Origin of the sequence: Microcystis sp. M20BS1 (genome assembly GCF_020245305.1) — a bacterium.
In the GTDB taxonomy this organism is placed as follows: domain Bacteria; phylum Cyanobacteriota; class Cyanobacteriia; order Cyanobacteriales; family Microcystaceae; genus Microcystis; species Microcystis ichthyoblabe_A.
This window is the reverse complement of the sequence record NZ_JADBUZ010000180.1, coordinates 12738-29439: the sequence shown is the minus strand read 5'-3', so window position 1 is coordinate 29439 and position 16702 is coordinate 12738. Positions and strand designations below refer to the sequence as shown.

Here is a 16702-nt window from a genome sequence, read left to right as displayed (position 1 = left end):
GAGTTGTCAAACAATCCGAAACTGGTTTGGAGAAATAATTAGTTATTTCGAGCGAAGGACAACGAATGGGATGGTCGAGGGAATCAACAATAAACTTAAACTAATAAAACGGAGAGCCTATGGCTTTAGAAACTTTCGGAACTTTTGGGTTAGAAGTATGTTGTCTTGGCATCTTGTATGTTGATTTAGCATAAAGAGTAACGAAGAGCCTGAAAAATAAGAAATAATCTTCAAGTTCCATAATTAATTACCTTTGATTTTCCCGCTTATTTATTAACAATTATATCTGCTGTAATTAGGAATCAACTTCTTGACTAGGAGAGGAACCTCTTTTAAAAGGAATTAGTTTTTTGATTAATTCAGATGTGATTAAGCCTTGGGGATAAAAAATGGTTCCCAAAACAATTAAAATTCCAAAAATAATCAAACGACCATCGCGCAAGAAATTCCCCAACCAAATTGGTAAACCATTCACGCCGCCGAGGGCGCGTAAAACTTCGGGCAAAGCAGTTAAAACAATGCCTCCCACCACTGGACCGATAAAAGTTCTTGAACCACCAATTAAAACGAAAGCCAAGAAAATAATACTGGCATCAAAAGTGCCTTGACGGGAATTCCAAGTATTGAGAAAATGGGCACTTACCGCCCCCACAACTGCCGCTAAAACTGCCCCGAAAGTGAAGGATAAAACTTTGTGATAGGTGGGATTAATTCCCATAGCCGCAGCTGCCAATTCATCGGCACGAATGGCATTAAATGCCCGACCAATTTTGATGTTTTCTAACCGGTAGAGAAACAGCATAGTTAGGAATAAGAGGGGCAAAGCCAGCCAAAGGTAGGCTAATTGAGTGGTGAAAGGTTGGGGAATGGCGAAAATACCGACTGCACCACCAGTTATCTCGAGATTAAGGGCAATAATTCTCAAAATTTCTACCCAGGCGATCGTGGCAATAGCTAAATAAATACCTCGCAAACGGAGAACAGGAATACCTAAAACTATGGCTAATATTCCTGAAATAATGCCAGCAACTAACATTTCTAAAAAGACCAAAGTAAGGGGATAATTGCTACTGGTATTAGTAAAAACTTTCGTGGAAAGAATGGCGGCTACATAACCACCTAAAGCGTAAAAACCGGGGGTTGCTAAGGATAATTGACCAGCCATTAAGGGCAGATAAACTGAAAGGCCTAAGCTGGCTCCAAATATCATGGAAACGATTAAAAAACCATAGGTGTTAAGAAAATCAGCCATATTTTCGGTGGGCGGTTATTGGGTGTTTAAGTTACTGGAGTCAATTAGCTAATTTTATCACCGTTTTCTCCCCTCTGATTCTCTGGTAATTCTCGAAATTATCATAATTTTTTACTTGGTACTTTTCCTATAGGGTAGCGTTCGCCACCTGAAAAGCAGACGGGATGATCGATGATGGGAAAAAGTATCTTTCTTAACTTTGTCTGGGAAAAAATTCAGGGGAATTCACGAAACAGCAGCATTGGTTAGTTAACTCCGAAAACTGGTTCCTCAAACTGGTTCCTCGGACCCCTCTGGCTGAATTTCCCGATAAAATCGCAGTAACGGGCGAAAAAGTCCTAGAAGCTGAGGATAGCATCAGTTTTACCCCAGAAGCAATCCATCAGGTACAGGCGATCGGTGAGGAACCAGTAATGTGCTTTTAAACGTTTTCAATTCGCTCCTCTCACTAATCGAGCAGTGAATTTTTAGGTTAGAGAAATGATAGATAAATGAGAGGATCATGAGACAAATATGAAAGTTTTCTGAGGAAAAATTAGTTAAGATAAGGGGAAATTAAAGGATAAACAACTATAGATGTTTACTTCACTCGAACTTTTGACCATTTCTTTTGTAGCCGTGGGATTAGCCGCCGATGCCGTGGCCGTTTCTCTGACCAGTGGCCTGATGATTCGTCATATTCATGTTAATAAGGCTTTGAAAATTGCTTTGTTTTTTGGGGGATTTCAAGCGATTATGCCGATGATCGGTTGGGGTATCGGTCTAACCTGTCGGGATTTCTTCGCCTCTTTTGACCATTGGATCGCTTTTATTATTTTAGGGGTGATCGGCAGTAAAATGATCTACGAAGCTGTTCAAAATGATGATGAGGAAAAAAGGTTTAATCCTCTAGATTCCTATACTTTAATCGGATTAGCGATCGCTACTAGCATCGATGCTTTAGTAGTTGGTTTGGGTTTATCGATGATTAAAACTCCCTTACTTTTAGCTTGCACTATTATCGGTTCCATTACCTTTGCTTTATGTTTTATAGCTGTTTTTATCGGTCATAAATTCGGTAATTTATTTAGTCAAAAGGTGGAAATTCTCGGCGGTTTAGTTTTAATATTAATCGGCAGTAAAATCCTTATTGAACATTTAATTGCCTAGATTATCTCCATTTTTCACTATCCTCCCTATTTTCCCCGACTATTTCCATAGGCGAGTGGCTAATTCGGGATAACCAGCCTCAATTAAAGCCTGATCTCTGATACGACAGGAATCGCATAAACCACAGGGTTTAACTTCACCTTGATAACAAGACCAAGTATCAGCAATGGGGACCCCTAAACTAACAGCACGACGGACGATATCTACCTTACTATCCATCACCAAAGGGGCAATTAATTGGGGTGCTTTACCTTCTAAACCCGCTTTCGATGATAAATTAGCTAAAGTTTGAAAGGCCTCTAAATACTGGGGACGACAATCGGGATAACCAGAATAATCCACTGCATTAATTCCTAGATATATCGCCTCCGCTGCCCTTGCTTCCGCTAAAGAAAGAGCGATCGAAATAAAAACTGTATTTCTCCCCGGCACATAGGTAATCGGGATAATATTCGGGTTAATTCCCTCTTGGGGAATAGCAATAGATTGATCCGTTAAAGCGGAACCTCCCCACAAAGATAGATTGACTTCGATCAGATGATGTTCTTTAATATTGAGGAAATTAGCAATTTTTTTCGCCGCTGCTAATTCCCGCTCGTGTCTTTGTCCATAACGAAAAGAAAGGGCAATTAATTGATAACCAGCTGCTATAGCGATCGCTGCTGTTGTCGCTGAATCTAATCCCCCGGAAAGTAAAATAATCGCCTTTTTTGTCATTATCCTAATGTCACCTGTGTTTGTTGATAATTAGCTACTAAGATAAATTGTTTTAGCCACCGCGAACCTAACAAAATCTCCTGAATTGCCTCCCCTGCAAAAACGGGAATTTCGTATTCCTGACCATCAATTCTTACTCTGCCTAAATATATATCAAAAAATGCTTCTCCTTGGGCGGTTATCAATTTATTTTGTCGCAAAAAATGCCAATCAAGACTGTCAGCATCTTGACTATTTATGGCTAAAAACTCGGTAAAACCCGTATCCAGCATAACTTCTGCGGGTAGAATCAATCCATCATCGCCAACTAAATCAATATCAAAATAAATTTGTCCTTTGGTTCCAAATCTCCCTGCAATCATATTCTGCCACTAACTCCAGTTTCATTAATGCCAAAGATATGATGGATTTTGTCGGGATATTTTGCCCTTGCTTTTTTACTGGCCACTTCTTGATCGGGATCGATAAAATAATCGCCGCTATCGGGTTCGATCGCAATGTACCAACCATAGTAATGTTTCATTAACCGGGGCTGTAAACTCTGAAAAATCGGCCAACAACGATGATAAAATTCTAATTGTCGGGCGCGATGTTTGGCCTTTTCTTCCTCTGTAGATTGAATCTCCGGAAAAACTCGACCACGACGCACTACTTGTTCAGAATTGTTGTTAGACATAGTAAGTAATAGGACAAAATTAACTTCTTGGTTAGGATAGGCGTAATGAGTCACAGTAAGAAGCAGGGATTATTGAGAATAAAGTAATCCTTAAGCCCTAGGTGGAGAACGCTCGCCGGCTAACAAGTTGAAAAGTTCCTCAACCGCATTTGGCTCTTCTAGGTTCTGTGTGAGCATGGTACAATAGTAACACGGAACAGGAGGTGGGTTATGTGGATAAATTTTGATCAACTCCTCGATTTACCAAATGTAACAGTGGTCAATGTTCGTAGATCTGGACAAGAAAATTTGACTAGATGTGATTAAAGGACATAAGCAAGATGAATTGAGAATCCTTAAAAGCACAGCCAGAAACAGTTCGGGAGAAGGTGAAAGAAGTGAGCGTCGATATGTGGTCAGGATTTACAGCAGTGATCAAGGAATTATTTCCCAATGCTAAAATCATCTATGACCGTTTTGACTCTTTTGGATTTGGTGGGTAAAATGTATTCTAAGATACAGTCCTGCTGGCGAGCGAGTGGAAGGAACCACAAAGACACAAAGGACACAAAGATTGATCGATCCTGTGTAAGTTAAACTTATCACACAGAACCTAGAAGAGCCAGAGGACTTAAAGGACGAGCAAAAACAACAACTAGAAGTTATCTTGAAAGAACATCCCTGCTTGGCAATAGCTTGGGAAATGAAAAAAGAAATTAGACAAACTTATCAAAGTTGTAGAACGTTCAGAGGTGCTGAGAGAAAATTGGAAAAGCGGAATATTATATGAAAGTAGTGCCAGTATGATCCGGAAGCATTTGCCTGGTATTTGTAATTAGGGCTTGCTGAATAAATGTGAAATGTAGGCAAAGTAAGGGTTTTGGGGCTTTTCTTCCGAAACAGGTGCAAGATTTTGAGAGAATCGTCGTTCAAAACCTTGCGTCTTCATCGGCCCGAGTCCTGTAGGGGCGAAGCATTTGGGCATAACCTATCGGTGAAACCGGAGATTTTCTATCCGAATGCTTCGCCCGTACTTTTTGCCGCAAACCCTAATTACTCACTTGCATAAATGAGATGCTCCAGGATAATAAGGATAAAGTTATCCCCTCACCCAACCTACTTACCGACGATTTAAGAAACCGCCACCATTACCCCAGCGCGGTCGGGAATTAAAGAAACCACCACGGTCAGACCAACCATTGCCCCAGGGCCGCGCATTAACGAAACTACCACCGCGACCATCTACCCAACCACCGACACGACTATTCCCCCAACCGCGATTGCCACCATCTCCCCAGCCTAAAGCTTGTAAACTAGGATCGGCAGTACCTTCCGGCAGTTGGTTAACTCGTTCGCGTACAGCGCTAGATAGACGACTTAAACGCGCTTCAATGGGATTAGCCTCGTCTGAGGCGGCCTGAGCGGTGCTAGTCAGACCGAAGGCAGATAAAGCGAGAAGAAAGCCGACTAAACCAGTTTTATTGCTGATATTCACCTGAATTTATGCTCCTATTTGGCTTCTTGGGGATTAATTTGGGCGTGTTCGATAACTTTGAAGGCAAAAAACCCCTTTAATAATTCTGGGGGGATGGGAACCAGGCCTTGACTACCGAACCAGCGATCGATTTGACTAACGGTGGCCGTATCATTGGTGATGTAATCCTGCATCATTTTAACAATGGCATAGTTGACATCATCCAAAAAAGTAGAGTTATTTTCGGGAACCATGCAAGCAATGCCAAAATTAGCTAGAGCTTCTTCGGGGACGATTTCGTAGATTTTAGGGTTATCTCTGAGGATTGTTCCCGCTAAAGAAATGCTATCCCCCGCTATGGCGTCAATTTTACCGGTTTTTAAAGCTTCGATCGCTTCTTCTACGGTGCTGTAGGTGGTAACAATTGTCGCTTGCGGTTGTACTAATTTAATCACATCCACGGCCGCAGAAGTGGGAACCAAGGCGATGCGTTTACCGATTAGGGATTGAGGAGTGGAGAGATTGCTACCTTTTTTGGCTAAAATCCTAATCCCAGAAATGCTGTAACTGATGGAAAAATCGACAACTTTCGCCCTTTCCCAAGTAAAAGCCGTACTACAAGCGATATCGATGTCCCCGCTACGAATGAGATTAATTTTCTCTCCGGGTTGGTTAGCTTCAATCATTTGCAGGGTGACGGGACGACCGAGACGAGTTTCCAATCGTTTTCTAATTCGTTCCAACACATCCATAGAATAGCCGACCAATTCCCCCTTATCATTGACGTAGGAGTAGGGAATCGCATCAAAACGGGTTCCTACGGTCAAAAATCCCGTGCGAGCCACTTTTTCCACCACTGTTTCCGCTAAACTTGCACTGGCGAGGAACATAGGTAATATGCAACCCAGTCCCACTAACTGTAAAATTTTCTTCATAAATCGAGTGCTTGCTCCCGTACAAACATAACTATACTAGAATTCGCTAAAAAATCTTCAGGGTTTCCATAATAATTTCTGTGAACTTTTACAAATTAGATGGCGGTTCAATGCGAATTAATTGACCGTTACCTTCATCGGTGAGCAGATATAAAAATCCGTCAGGACTTTGACGCACATCCCGCACCCTCTGACCGATGGGAATCGCTTCTTGATTGATAATTTCACCCGATTTATCCACTTCCAGACGGCGAATATCTCTGGAAACTAAGCCACCGGCGAATAAATTTCCCTGCCAATTAGGAAAGCGATTACCGGTATAAAAGACCAATCCCGAAGGAGCGATCGCAGGTGTCCAAATTGTTTTCGGATCGATCAGACCTAGTCGAGATTCTTCGCGGGAAACTGGGTTATTAGTGCCGTACTCTTGACTGGCAGAAACCACTGGCCAACCGTAATTTTTACCTTTTTCAATTAAATTTAATTCATCCCCTCCTTTCGCTCCGTGTTCGGTTGCCCAGACTCGTTTAGTCATCGGATCAAAGCTGATTCCTTGAATATTCCGATGACCATAACTCCAAATTTTAGAACCCCCAAAAGGATTATCTTTCGGGATAGAACCATCGTCATTGATGCGGATAATTTTACCTAAATGACTTTGCCGATTTTGTGCCTGTTTTCTAATTAAATCTCCCGCTAATTGTAGGGGAGGATTACCCCCGTCCCCAATTGCTACCAATAAAGTGCCATCTGGTAGCCATAATAACCGCGAACCGAAGTGTTGAGAGCCGGTTTTTGTCTGGGAAACTTCAAAAATAACCCGCAGATCTCGCAAACTTGCACCATCATAAACCGCACGAGCGACGCGGGTACGATTAGCCTCCTGGTCTCCGTGGGCATAAGTTAGATAAATCCAGCGATTTTGGGCAAATTGGGGATGAATTGCCACATCCAGCAGTCCTCCTTGTCCGACTGCAAAAACTTCGGGAACTCCAGGGATGGCTTTTGGGTCCAGTTTGCCCTCTCTAACCACCCTTAAACGACCTGGACGCTCTGTGATCAGGATTTCCCCGTTAGGTAGCCAAACCATCGACCAGGGATGCTCTAAACCCTCGATTACGGTCACTTTTTGCCATTGATTGGTCTGGGAATTATTCGCCGAAGTTAATACATTTGCACCTTGACAACTGGAGATAATTATGGTAAGCAAAACGCCAGATACTATAGGCGAGAAAATGCGATTAAGAGAAGTAAGCATTAGTTGGTAACTCCCCAGACAAATATTGGTCAATTTTCTCCGACTAATCAGGTTCACCCTACAATTTTAGAAACCGGGCAGTTTTAAGAAATGTTTTAGACGGTTTGACTTGATTAGGCAATGCGCTCTCCACAAGAATTCCTACCCTCGTACCCACCGTTAGCTTTAAGGGAACATCAGGTTCAAGCACTGTCCCATCAAATATGGCTTCGAGTTCTTGGAACATTATTCTTCACAGGCTATGGCTTGTTTCTAGTATAATCTCATGGGTGTGGAGCCTAAACGTTCAATCTATTAGTATTCTTAAGTATTGGCTCTCCCAGGTTTGGTGGGTAAAATGTATTCTAAGATACATTCCTCCTAGCGAGGGGGTGGAACTAACCACAAAGACACAAAGAACACAAAGATCGATCGATCCTATGTGAGTTAAACTTATCACACAGAACCTAGAAGAGCCAAGTATTTCTATGGTCAATCAATAGACATCCCCAAAAACTTATAAGCGAGTCACAACAAGGAAGAAAGGCAGATTAGACAGAAAGTCAAAATTGACTCTTATCAATCATTGTTGGGTGCAGGGTAAGCGCATCTTAACAGTCCTTAACAAAATGAACTTTATCTGAGTTGCTTACTCAGAGAGCGATTCAGGCATATTTGAGGAGAATTGGCCATCTCAATTGTTAAGCAAAAATTGACCAAATATGAAGATTTCGTGACTATTCTGATTGACTAGTATCACCTGAAATGCCCACACAGCAAGCGGATCACAAAATTGGCCAATTGTCAATAGCTTTTGAGATGCTCTCACCCTACTGTTTGGTGTTGCTAAAAGTTTGAGGTGTTGCTATGATGAGCCGAGAGTGATTTCCGATTTTTCCTTTGGAGTGTCAACATTATGACTCAAAAAATATTAGCGAAATTAATGTCTTTTGCTGGCAGCAATAAGCTAGGATTATTCAAGATAGCGATCGCATCTTCTTTTTTGGTAATTGTTCCGCAGGGGCAAGTTAAGGCTGCACTTCTTACCGTAGCGAATAACAGCTTTGAAGCCCCGATCATCACTGCCCCACAGGGGTTTACCAACGATAATACCATCACTGGCTGGGTGGTAACCCCAACAGGTTCGGCGCAGACGGGGCTTCTTAATCCATTCCAAGCTCAGAATTTTGCTTTCACCAATGGTACTACCCTTAATAACACTTTTTACAATCCAGGGGTTGGGGCTCCTAATGGAAATCAAATAGCCTACAGTAACGGGGGAACTATCTCCCAGACACTTACCGGAACAACTTTGCAAGCGGACACGAAATATACTTTGAGCGCGTCTGTGGGACGCAGAAGAATCGTCAGTACCTTTTCGGGCTTATACAATATCCAACTTTACGCCGGAGCTAACCTTCTAGCCTCTAAGAATGATATTATTCCCAATCTTGGAGACTTCGCAGATGTCAGCTTTAGCTATACCACTGCAGGTATCGGCACTCTTCCTTCAGGGGACTTAAGAATTGTTCTGACCTCAAATGGATCCCAGGTAGGTTTCGATAATATAACCCTTGACGCTACTCCCGACATTCCCGAACCTTCCGCTATATTAGGATTGCTAGGTTTCGGACTGTTGGGAATCGCTTCAAAGTTACGACAAAAACAATAAGTAGTCGTGCAAAATTAATTTCCTAGTCAGGACGGGAGACGGCTTAGATTTGTAATTAATTTTGCTTAGGTACTTAATTTAACCGAATTAGGGGTATGAAGCTTTCCGGCCACTGATTCCCCCACTAAATCTTCTGGAGAGCTATCCCTAACCCTCTCAAACTTCTTAAGATTGTTTTGACAATCCTCCCAAAGGAGTTTAGCATCATGACAATAGCAATTATTAAGTTAGATGTGACTGGAATGTGATATGACAGTCGCTTTTTTACTTTATGAAGCTATCATTCAACAATTCTGAAGTCATCCATGACTCTCCCGATTATATCAATGATGATATAATCGGTTTTTATTTCTTCTCCCAATAATTGCTCGATTCTCTTATCTTGAAAAAGTCGAGTTACAGTTCGCAGCTCTGCGGGGTATTGAGCGATTTAGAGTGCTCTTATCTTTGTGGTCCTTCCTCCCGGGAGTTAGGAACTTGGAACCCCTACACCCGCTCCAATACTGGCCAGAGTTTAGGCTGTTTACCGCGTGAGAGCGTGTCTCTTTGACCGACCACCGACTCTCCCATTGGCTCTGAAATCGGCAACACCCAAAATAGTTAAACCCTATTTAGGGTTTGCTGAATAAATCTAAAAACCTTGTTGGATAATATCTTTAGGCTTTTTTGAAATCAAAAAGTGCCAGATATGGGAGGGATCGGGGGGGAGAATTAGGCACTTTTTCCCTGAAAATTAGAGGTTCTTCGTTACTTGGTATGGTTCGATAGGGGGGCATAAATCGACTAAATCCTTATCTGGCAAGAGACTTAATTGATTAGTTCGCTCCAGATCGCAAACAATTGACAAAAATTGCGGTAATGTCTGTTTCTATAAGGGTTTCATCCCTTATAACCCCCGTCCATTGCATAACACAAACCGAAGAACCAAATTAGATAACTGACTACCTCAAAATCGGTAAAACCCTACACCCCACACCCACGAAAAACTTTTTCAGCAGACCCTATTTAGAATGGGAGTTACCGGACAATTTAGCGGCTTTTCTCCTCAAGACTTAAATTAATCGTGCCGCGGGGGTTTATTGGTCGCAGAACCCGCCGGAACGACCTTGTAGGTGGGGGGGATACCTTTGAGGGAAATGAGCGTATTCATCACCGTTTTTGCCACGGGAGCGGCCACAGTGGAGCCAAAAGTATTCGCACCCTTGGGTTCATCCACCACCACCAAAACCACATAACGGGGCGATTCGATCGGTAAAATCGCCACAAAACTGGTAATTTTGGCGTTAGGTAGATAACCCCCCGTCGGACTAGCTTTTTGTGCGGTTCCCGTTTTACCTCCGATGCGATAACCAGGGATTTGGGCTGCTACCCCCGTCCCCTTGCTAACGACGGTTTCCATCATTTCCACCACTTGCCGGGCCACGGTGGGAGAAAAGACTTTTTTGCTGGGATAATCGGGCCGCCAGTGCAAACGGCCGCGGTCGTCGGCTAATCCTTTGATCACATGGGGAGTCACCAGGGTGCCACCATTGGCCAGCGCACCGTGCAATTGTACTAATTTTAAAGGCGTTAGGGATAAACCTTGACCAAAGGAAGCGGTGGCCGATTCAATGGCATTATCCAGAAATTCTGGTTCGGGTTTGAGATATCCTGCCACTTCTCCGGGTAAATCTACACCAACCCTTTGATTTATTTTCAATCCTAATAAACTTTTATAGAAATCAACTCGCCTCATTTTTTGGGCAATTTGCACCATAGCCACGTTACTAGAGGTTTGCAGAACTTGGGCCATATCTAGCGCCCCATTACCCTGTTTAGAGGCATTTTTAATCGTCCAGGGACCGACAGTAATCGCCCCCGGATCATTGACTACCGTATTAGCTTTAACTGCCCCTGCTTCCATGGCCAGGGCGATAATAATTGGTTTAAAAGTTGACCCCGGTTCGTACTGATCGGCTACGGTCCAATTTTTAAATAGAGCCACATTGGCTTTATAGTATTCATTGGGGTTAAAAGTTGGCTCACAAACTAGGGCTAAAAGAGAACCATCAAGGGAGTCCATGACGATGACAGCTCCCCGTTTAGCATTAAATTTCTTTAGCTGTTCCCGCAAGGCCGTCCGGGCTGCTCTTTGTAGTTTTAAATCGAGGGTTACTTCTAACTGTAATTCATCAAATTGAAAGATACCATCGGGAACAAAAGCCGGTAAAATTCGCCCGTCTCCCATGCGTCTTGTATTGACAGAAAAAGGATCTCTTTCTAATAACTGACTGGAACCTCTCTCTAATCCTGCCTGGCCACGATGTTCTTTATCTACATAGCCAATCACGTCGGCTGCCACATCGTCTTGGGGATAATAACGAGCGTATTTTTCCTCTAATTCTACACCATCAAGAGATAATTGTTTTAAGCCCCTAGCCACGGATTCGGTTAATTGATTGGCTAAACGAATTCCTGTTTCTTTTTCTTTAAATCTTTGAATCAGTTGATTAGTAGGAATATTTAATAAAGGAGCTAATTTATCAGCCACTTCTGCCGGGGGAATAGCAAACAGTTTTGGGTGTACATAAAGAGTATAAATCAAGCGATCAGTCGCTAAAACATTACCATTACTATCGACGATCGCCCGCCGGGGAATATAGGGTCTAATACTGGTAGTTTGCTGTTGTCTGGCTCTTTTTTGCAATTCCTGCGCTTGGACTATTTGTAATTGGTACAATCGCCAGGCTAAACCCACAATACCCATGACTAAAATCAACCACACCGCCATCAATCGCCCGTTACTCACAGGCATTTTTTTTGACTGTTGTTGCCGTTTTTTGTCGTTTAAATAGGACTTTCTGTCCCGAATCCTGCCCGAGGGCGATCGAGTTTCTTTGCTTCTAAATTGGGGTCTTTTTGTGTCAGTCATGAGCAGTATCTTTCAGTTATCAGTTATCAGTAAACAGTGATCAGTGATCAGTGATCAGTAAACAGTGATCAGTAAATAGTAATCAGTGATCGGTAAAAAGACAGTAGGAAACTTCTATTTAATACTGCACACTTAACAACTCACATCTGATAACTTTTAACTTACCCACTGATAACTGATAACTGATAACTGTTAATAGGCACTTCTGGGTTGAGAATTGACGGTAGATTGGGATTGAGAAGCGGGATACTGTTTCAGGTTAGGAGCCGATTTACGCTGTAAAAAGATAGTTTGGAAGGGTTGGGGATGAGTTAATCCGGTTTCGGGTTTTTCTGCTTGTTCAGCTAGTTGATGTTTAAGGGTTTCATTGGTAGCCAAAAGATTGCGCTCGTGACGTTGCAGTGTTTCCAGTTTACCAAATTCTTTGTCCCAAACCTTGGGAATATATACCGTCCAAGCATATATTCCCAGAGTCGAACCCAACAGACAAAAAGTAATCACAGCTACTATTCTTTCTAGGAGGCAAAGGAAACGTAATTGACGCGAGGCTAATTGTTTTTGTGTTGGGGCCACGGGAACTCTCACCACCGATTTAGTCGTCGGTTTTACTGTTGGGGTCGTCTGATTTACTGGTGACTGGGGACGAGGCTGACTGCCTTGGCTTTTTGGGCGAGAAACGGGAAGGGGAATATAAGAATTATGGGCAGCAGACATGATTTTCTCTCAATATTTCTAGCTAGTGGTCGTTGTCAAAAATTAAGTTTCTAAAATTAGGAGTCGGTCATCAGTAGTCAGTCGGAAATATTTAATTGATCACTGTCGCCTTTTTTCCTTTTTACCTTAAAATCACTGTTCTAGCTCTAGACGTAAACGATATAAGATAGTTTGCGGATGAACTTGAGCAAGAATTTGATTAATCACCGTACTCGGTCCAGATGCCCCCCAACTACAACCGCGTTCTAGATAGATTTTAGCGGCTTTCCCGATGATATAGGTTCCATAAGCAGCAATTGCTCCCTGTAGGAGAGCGGTGCTACCGTAGAGAGTTAAAGAGGTGGGATTTTCAAAAATACTCGCCGCTGCCGCTGCCGTTTTGCCCAAACCGATAATCACAGTGCTGAGGATTTCCCCCACCAGCAACCCCCCACTGCTCAAAAGTAGAGTCCGCCAGAGTTGACCAGCTTGGTGACTGGTAATTGGCAGGCCGTACAAACGAGCTAAAGCCCGAACTAGAGTCAAATCGACGATTGAAGCCCCTAGTAGGTCTAAAATAGCGATCGGATTGGCCGCAATCGCTAAAGCCTTATATTTTGCGTATTGCCAGATAATTTCCTCCGCTTGACTGTCCCGGAGTTCCAGGGTTTTTCTAGCGATATTTTCCTCCGCTTCTTGCCCCTGCACTAAAGCATTTAAGGCCAGCAGCGATCGCCCTTCCCGATTTAAAATCGTTAAGAGTTTATCTTGCAGCTCCTCAATTTGGGGGGGAGGGGTTTCCCACTCAGTCACCACGCTCCCATCGGGGTATTCCACCCGGACGGGAATCGGTTGCGGTTCGGCGGCTACCATAACTATCTCATCGCTAGTTAACAAATCTTCTAACGTTTTTTCGTCCCGATTGGTTCCTAATCTCTGTAACTGCTGAAAAATCTGACGGCGATCAGCTTCTGGATAGAGATCAATCTTATTAAACACCAAAATAATCGGTTTTTTCGCCCCGCGCAATTCTCCTAAGGCCTCGTATTCGGTGCGGGTAATATCCCCAGCGACGATAAATAAAATCAAATCGGCACTTTTAGCGACTTCTCTGGCCATATTCGCCCGCGCTTCCCCTTCAATCTCATCCAATCCGGGGGTATCGATTAATTCTATCTGAATTTTACCCGTGGCTGGTGTCCAACGCACCGATCGCGGCCAGCGTGTCACCCCGTGCAGGGGTCCAGTTGTCAGGACTTTTTGACCGACTAAAGCGTTTACCACCGAGGATTTACCGCGACTGACTAACCCGAAGGCTGCCACCCGAATCACCGTTTCATCCAGTTTATCCAAGGCCGATTTTAAGGACTGCAAATCCTGTTTAACGGCGGCCTGAAGTTGGGGATCGGGGGGATAATTCCAATGGCGGCGAAAACTGGCATACCAAGTTAAGGCCTGTTGTAAACTAGCCTTAGCCTGATTGTAATGAGTTTCCTCGAGGGATGGGGTCTTGGTCACGGTTGATTTTTTAACTGTTTATTGATGCTGCTGCCTTTATTGTAGAGTTTCGGGGCGGTAACTGAGATGAGGTTATCTGGGGCCAGGGGAAGACTTTTCAGTAATCAGTGAAAAGAAATTAGCGAAGTTTTCCACTAAAACCCTAACACCTAACATCCTACTCCGCCAATCCCAATTGTCCCAATAGCTGAAGGATAGTTTTTCCGGTTACGGGATCTCGCCAATCGGGGGCAATTTCTGCTAGGGGAAGCAGCACAAAGTCCCTTTCTCGGCAGCGGGGATGGGGTATCTGTAATTCGGGCGTTTCTAAGATCAGGTCTTCATAAAATATTAAGTCTAAATCGAGGGTACGCGGTCCCCATCTTTCCCGTCGGACTCTCCCGAATAACTGCTCGATTTCTAATAATTTATGCAGTAAATCTAGGGGCGATAAATCCACTTGCACAATGGCGCCACCGTTGAGATAATCGGGCTGAGGCAGCCCGACGGCCGCGGTTTGATACCATTGGGAATGAGCTTCTAGTTTAATTCCTTTGACTCGCTCTAATTCCCCTAAAGCTTGCCCTAAAATTGTCGCTGAATCTCCTAAATTACTGCCCAGAGCGATCGCTGCTCGCTTCATCCACATCCTTCCTCAACAATAATCTCGGCTAATTCCCCCGTCGCTCCCAAAGATTTACCTAAAAATATATTGACATTTGGATGCTTTTGTGATAGTTCAAAAACTTGGGCTTCGATCGCATCCGTAATTCCACCAGCAAAGAGGAAATAGGGCAGTATAGCGATTTTTTGGCTACCTTGAGCGATTAAACTCTCGATTTGTTGGGATAAACTCGGTTCTATCGACCAATAGGCTGTAATTGCTCCAAAAAACGCCGCTAGATTCTCCACTTCCCGATTACCCCCGGAGCGACGACTACCGTGGGATAGTAAAATGCGGTCTTGGGGGCTTAAATCAGCAAATTGTCGGGATAACAGCGATTTTATGCCCTGATAACTGCCTAAATGGGGCTTTAACTCTAGCTTGATCGGCGATCGCACTTTGGCCACGGCCGCGGGAATATCTTCTTTAACGTGAACCCCCGACAGGAGAAACAGGGGGATAATCTGCAACCAGTTACATCCTTGGCTTTGTGCTTGTTGGGCAAAAGCTTCTATTTGTTGATGGAGCGGTGTTATCGCTAATTCTAGGGCGGCAGTCCCGACTAATACCCGATTATCTGCTTCTAGAACCGCTAGAGATGGGCTAAACTCCGATTTACTCCCTAATCTTTCGGCGGGTTGACTGATTTTTTCTTGAACTAAGGCTGCTAATTGCGTCACCGCCATGGCTGGACGCGGATCGCGACTACCGTGGAAAACCAATAAATAGGCTGAGGAGGTCTTCAAAGAAATCTTGCCAAAATAGTTTAGTTTTTAGCCTAATACATTTTCTCTCCCTTTAGGCATAAATGCCCCTGATATTCTCGATTTAGCTGGTAAGCGGGAAAACGTCCCCATTGGTGGGAAGTGCTACCATTTTACGCGATGTAAAGTGTGAGCAAATCGGCCCGCCGGCTTGAGTTAGCCTAGATATTGAGGTATAACCTAATTAATCGCCCAACTTAGTCAACGAGGCAGTTAACGTGAAAGTGGAAACAGACAGTAAACAATTACCCTCCTACGAACAACCACCCCTAATAGAAGTGGTAAAATTACCTACAGTTTTATCATCAGAATCTTGCCGGATAGACGCAGCAGAAGATGATGATGATGAACTGGATTGTCGGGGAGTTTTTGTAGTTTCTCATCAACCGAAAATCTTATTTTCCGAAGAAGTAAACATTAAATCTCAGGAAAAATCCACTTGGAAACCTTGTGTTATAATTGATAAGTCTCGAATCGAAGATGATAACTAATGACCTTTGGTATGAGGCGGTAGATGCAAATGTTGAGTTAACCCAAGGGGATATTATTCTTAATTGTCCTGTGGTTCGTTGGGCTTCTAAATCTGTTGAGGTAAGCAATCAAACAGAAATTGAAACCCTTCGATCCTTAGTGGAAGTAGCTGAGATTGATCTGGTTGTTATCACCCAAGGCTGCGACTTAGAAAACAAGAAAGTCAATAATGTCATCCTTTCCCCTCACTTTGCTCTCAGTCAATATCAAGAATATTGGGAACAGACAATGAACAATATGAAACAAAATCCTACGGCCAAGGCGTGGGGGAGATATTGTGATGATATTAAAAATGGTTATATATGGAATCTTTCTATGCTCAACGAAGGGGAAATCGGCAACCTAAAATTAACTCATCGAATAGTTGATTTTCATGATGTGTACACTTTACCGAGGACTTTTTTGGAATCCTTCTTGCAAAATAAACAGCAACCTCGACTTCGTTTACGTCCTCCCTATCGTGAACATTTATCTCAAGCTTTCGCTAGATTTTTTATGCGAGTTGGTTTACCTACAGGAGTAAAAAAAGTCTGGTAATAGATAAATCACCT

General features: G+C 43.2%; 17 protein-coding genes and 2 pseudogenes. 7 read left to right on the top strand and 12 right to left on the bottom strand.

The annotated features are described in order from the left end of the window. A partial coding sequence (locus IM507_RS17630; RefSeq protein WP_287636875.1) for a transposase occupies window positions 1–184 on the top strand: 184 nt, incomplete at its 5' end. 111 nt (window positions 185–295) lie between these two features. Here IM507_RS17630 and IM507_RS17625 read toward each other — a convergent pair. Continuing rightward, on the bottom strand, window positions 296–1252 hold the full coding sequence (locus IM507_RS17625) for a branched-chain amino acid ABC transporter permease (protein ID WP_287637416.1): 957 nt from the start codon (window positions 1250–1252) through the stop codon (window positions 296–298). A 576-nt stretch (window positions 1253–1828) separates the two neighbouring features. On the opposite strand from IM507_RS17625, the gene IM507_RS17620 reads away from it, so the two are divergent. Beyond that, entirely contained in the window at window positions 1829–2401 is a 573-nt protein-coding gene (locus IM507_RS17620; protein WP_002738103.1) for a manganese efflux pump MntP, read from the top strand. A 39-nt stretch (window positions 2402–2440) separates the two neighbouring features. Here the strand turns inward: IM507_RS17620 and queC are convergent, their stop codons facing one another. From queC to IM507_RS17605, 3 genes are read right to left on the bottom strand one after another with little or no spacing between them, the layout of a single operon-like run. Beyond that, entirely contained in the window at window positions 2441–3118 is a 678-nt protein-coding gene (queC, locus tag IM507_RS17615; protein WP_002742134.1) for a 7-cyano-7-deazaguanine synthase QueC, read from the bottom strand. Beyond that, window positions 3118–3480: a hypothetical protein gene (locus IM507_RS17610; RefSeq protein ID WP_002735719.1), complete on the bottom strand. Its 363-nt coding sequence runs from the start codon at window positions 3478–3480 to the stop codon at window positions 3118–3120. Before IM507_RS17610 ends, queC begins: the two co-directional genes overlap by 1 nt. Next, a complete protein-coding gene (locus IM507_RS17605; protein WP_287637417.1) occupies window positions 3477–3794 on the bottom strand; it encodes a hypothetical protein in 318 nt (105 codons plus the stop codon). The genes IM507_RS17610 and IM507_RS17605 overlap by 4 nt, the downstream gene beginning before the upstream one ends. Window positions 3795–4062: 268 nt before the next feature. On the opposite strand from IM507_RS17605, the pseudogene IM507_RS23730 reads away from it, so the two are divergent. Continuing rightward, window positions 4063–4255: pseudogene (locus tag IM507_RS23730) on the top strand (transposase); the annotation flags it as partial. Window positions 4256–4395: 140 nt separating this feature from the next. Continuing rightward, window positions 4396–4609, top strand: a pseudogene (locus IM507_RS23725) (transposase); the annotation flags it as partial. 284 nt (window positions 4610–4893) lie between these two features. Here IM507_RS23725 and grrA read toward each other — a convergent pair. From grrA to IM507_RS17585, 3 genes are all read right to left on the bottom strand, one after another. Beyond that, window positions 4894–5268 (bottom strand): GrrA/OscA1 family cyclophane-containing rSAM-modified RiPP, encoded by a 375-nt coding sequence (gene grrA / locus IM507_RS17595; protein ID WP_002736677.1) that lies wholly within the window; start codon window positions 5266–5268, stop codon window positions 4894–4896. Window positions 5269–5282: 14 nt separating this feature from the next. Next, window positions 5283–6182: an extracellular substrate binding-like orphan protein GrrP gene (gene grrP / locus IM507_RS17590; protein ID WP_002773743.1), complete on the bottom strand. Its 900-nt coding sequence runs from the start codon at window positions 6180–6182 to the stop codon at window positions 5283–5285. A gap of 88 nt (window positions 6183–6270) precedes the next feature. Then, window positions 6271–7440 (bottom strand): PQQ-dependent sugar dehydrogenase, encoded by a 1170-nt coding sequence (locus IM507_RS17585; RefSeq protein WP_287637414.1) that lies wholly within the window; start codon window positions 7438–7440, stop codon window positions 6271–6273. Window positions 7441–8335: 895 nt separating this feature from the next. Here IM507_RS17585 and IM507_RS17580 point away from each other — a divergent pair. Next, entirely contained in the window at window positions 8336–9091 is a 756-nt protein-coding gene (locus IM507_RS17580) for a PEP-CTERM sorting domain-containing protein (protein WP_190537912.1), read from the top strand. A 1057-nt stretch (window positions 9092–10148) separates the two neighbouring features. On the opposite strand, the gene IM507_RS17575 is transcribed toward IM507_RS17580, so the two are convergent. From IM507_RS17575 to IM507_RS17555, 5 genes are all read right to left on the bottom strand, one after another. Continuing rightward, window positions 10149–12002, bottom strand: coding sequence for a peptidoglycan D,D-transpeptidase FtsI family protein (locus tag IM507_RS17575; RefSeq protein WP_069474182.1), 1854 nt, complete (start codon window positions 12000–12002; stop codon window positions 10149–10151). A gap of 192 nt (window positions 12003–12194) precedes the next feature. Then, a complete protein-coding gene (locus IM507_RS17570; protein ID WP_002755170.1) occupies window positions 12195–12716 on the bottom strand; it encodes a hypothetical protein in 522 nt (173 codons plus the stop codon). Between the two features lie 132 nt (window positions 12717–12848). Continuing rightward, window positions 12849–14213 carry a GTP-binding protein gene (locus IM507_RS17565; protein WP_002755169.1) on the bottom strand — a complete coding sequence of 455 codons (1365 nt, stop codon included), beginning with the start codon at window positions 14211–14213 and terminating at the stop codon, window positions 12849–12851. A gap of 157 nt (window positions 14214–14370) precedes the next feature. Then, window positions 14371–14835 (bottom strand): 2-amino-4-hydroxy-6-hydroxymethyldihydropteridine diphosphokinase, encoded by a 465-nt coding sequence (folK, locus tag IM507_RS17560; protein ID WP_069474183.1) that lies wholly within the window; start codon window positions 14833–14835, stop codon window positions 14371–14373. Continuing rightward, entirely contained in the window at window positions 14832–15542 is a 711-nt protein-coding gene (locus tag IM507_RS17555) for a sirohydrochlorin chelatase (RefSeq protein WP_069474191.1), read from the bottom strand. Before IM507_RS17555 ends, folK begins: the two co-directional genes overlap by 4 nt. A gap of 296 nt (window positions 15543–15838) precedes the next feature. Here IM507_RS17555 and IM507_RS17550 point away from each other — a divergent pair, with 296 nt between their 5' ends. Next, the gene (locus IM507_RS17550) at window positions 15839–16111 is read left to right on the top strand and encodes a hypothetical protein (RefSeq protein WP_002736556.1); all 273 of its coding nucleotides are present in this window, start codon (window positions 15839–15841) and stop codon (window positions 16109–16111) included. Further along, window positions 16101–16688 carry a hypothetical protein gene (locus IM507_RS17545; protein ID WP_002738075.1) on the top strand — a complete coding sequence of 196 codons (588 nt, stop codon included), beginning with the start codon at window positions 16101–16103 and terminating at the stop codon, window positions 16686–16688. The genes IM507_RS17550 and IM507_RS17545 overlap by 11 nt, the downstream gene beginning before the upstream one ends. Window positions 16689–16702 lie beyond the last annotated feature (14 nt).

What these genes read in the sequence shown, in the direction of transcription:
- IM507_RS17605 (WP_287637417.1), bottom strand. Translation starts at nt 3,794, where the DNA reads ATGTCTAACAACAATTCTGAACAAGTAGTGCGTCGTGGTCGAGTTTTT.
- queC (WP_002742134.1), bottom strand. Translation starts at nt 3,118, where the DNA reads ATGACAAAAAAGGCGATTATTTTACTTTCCGGGGGATTAGATTCAGCG.
- grrP (WP_002773743.1), bottom strand. Translation starts at nt 6,182, where the DNA reads ATGAAGAAAATTTTACAGTTAGTGGGACTGGGTTGCATATTACCTATG.
- IM507_RS17625 (WP_287637416.1), bottom strand. Translation starts at nt 1,252, where the DNA reads ATGGCTGATTTTCTTAACACCTATGGTTTTTTAATCGTTTCCATGATA.
- IM507_RS17575 (WP_069474182.1), bottom strand. Translation starts at nt 12,002, where the DNA reads ATGACTGACACAAAAAGACCCCAATTTAGAAGCAAAGAAACTCGATCG.
- IM507_RS17555 (WP_069474191.1), bottom strand. Translation starts at nt 15,542, where the DNA reads ATGGCGGTGACGCAATTAGCAGCCTTAGTTCAAGAAAAAATCAGTCAA.
- IM507_RS17610 (WP_002735719.1), bottom strand. Translation starts at nt 3,480, where the DNA reads ATGATTGCAGGGAGATTTGGAACCAAAGGACAAATTTATTTTGATATT.
- folK (WP_069474183.1), bottom strand. Translation starts at nt 14,835, where the DNA reads ATGAAGCGAGCAGCGATCGCTCTGGGCAGTAATTTAGGAGATTCAGCG.
- IM507_RS17580 (WP_190537912.1), top strand. Translation starts at nt 8,336, where the DNA reads ATGACTCAAAAAATATTAGCGAAATTAATGTCTTTTGCTGGCAGCAAT.
- IM507_RS17620 (WP_002738103.1), top strand. Translation starts at nt 1,829, where the DNA reads ATGTTTACTTCACTCGAACTTTTGACCATTTCTTTTGTAGCCGTGGGA.
- IM507_RS17585 (WP_287637414.1), bottom strand. Translation starts at nt 7,440, where the DNA reads ATGCTTACTTCTCTTAATCGCATTTTCTCGCCTATAGTATCTGGCGTT.
- IM507_RS17570 (WP_002755170.1), bottom strand. Translation starts at nt 12,716, where the DNA reads ATGTCTGCTGCCCATAATTCTTATATTCCCCTTCCCGTTTCTCGCCCA.
- IM507_RS17545 (WP_002738075.1), top strand. Translation starts at nt 16,101, where the DNA reads ATGATAACTAATGACCTTTGGTATGAGGCGGTAGATGCAAATGTTGAG.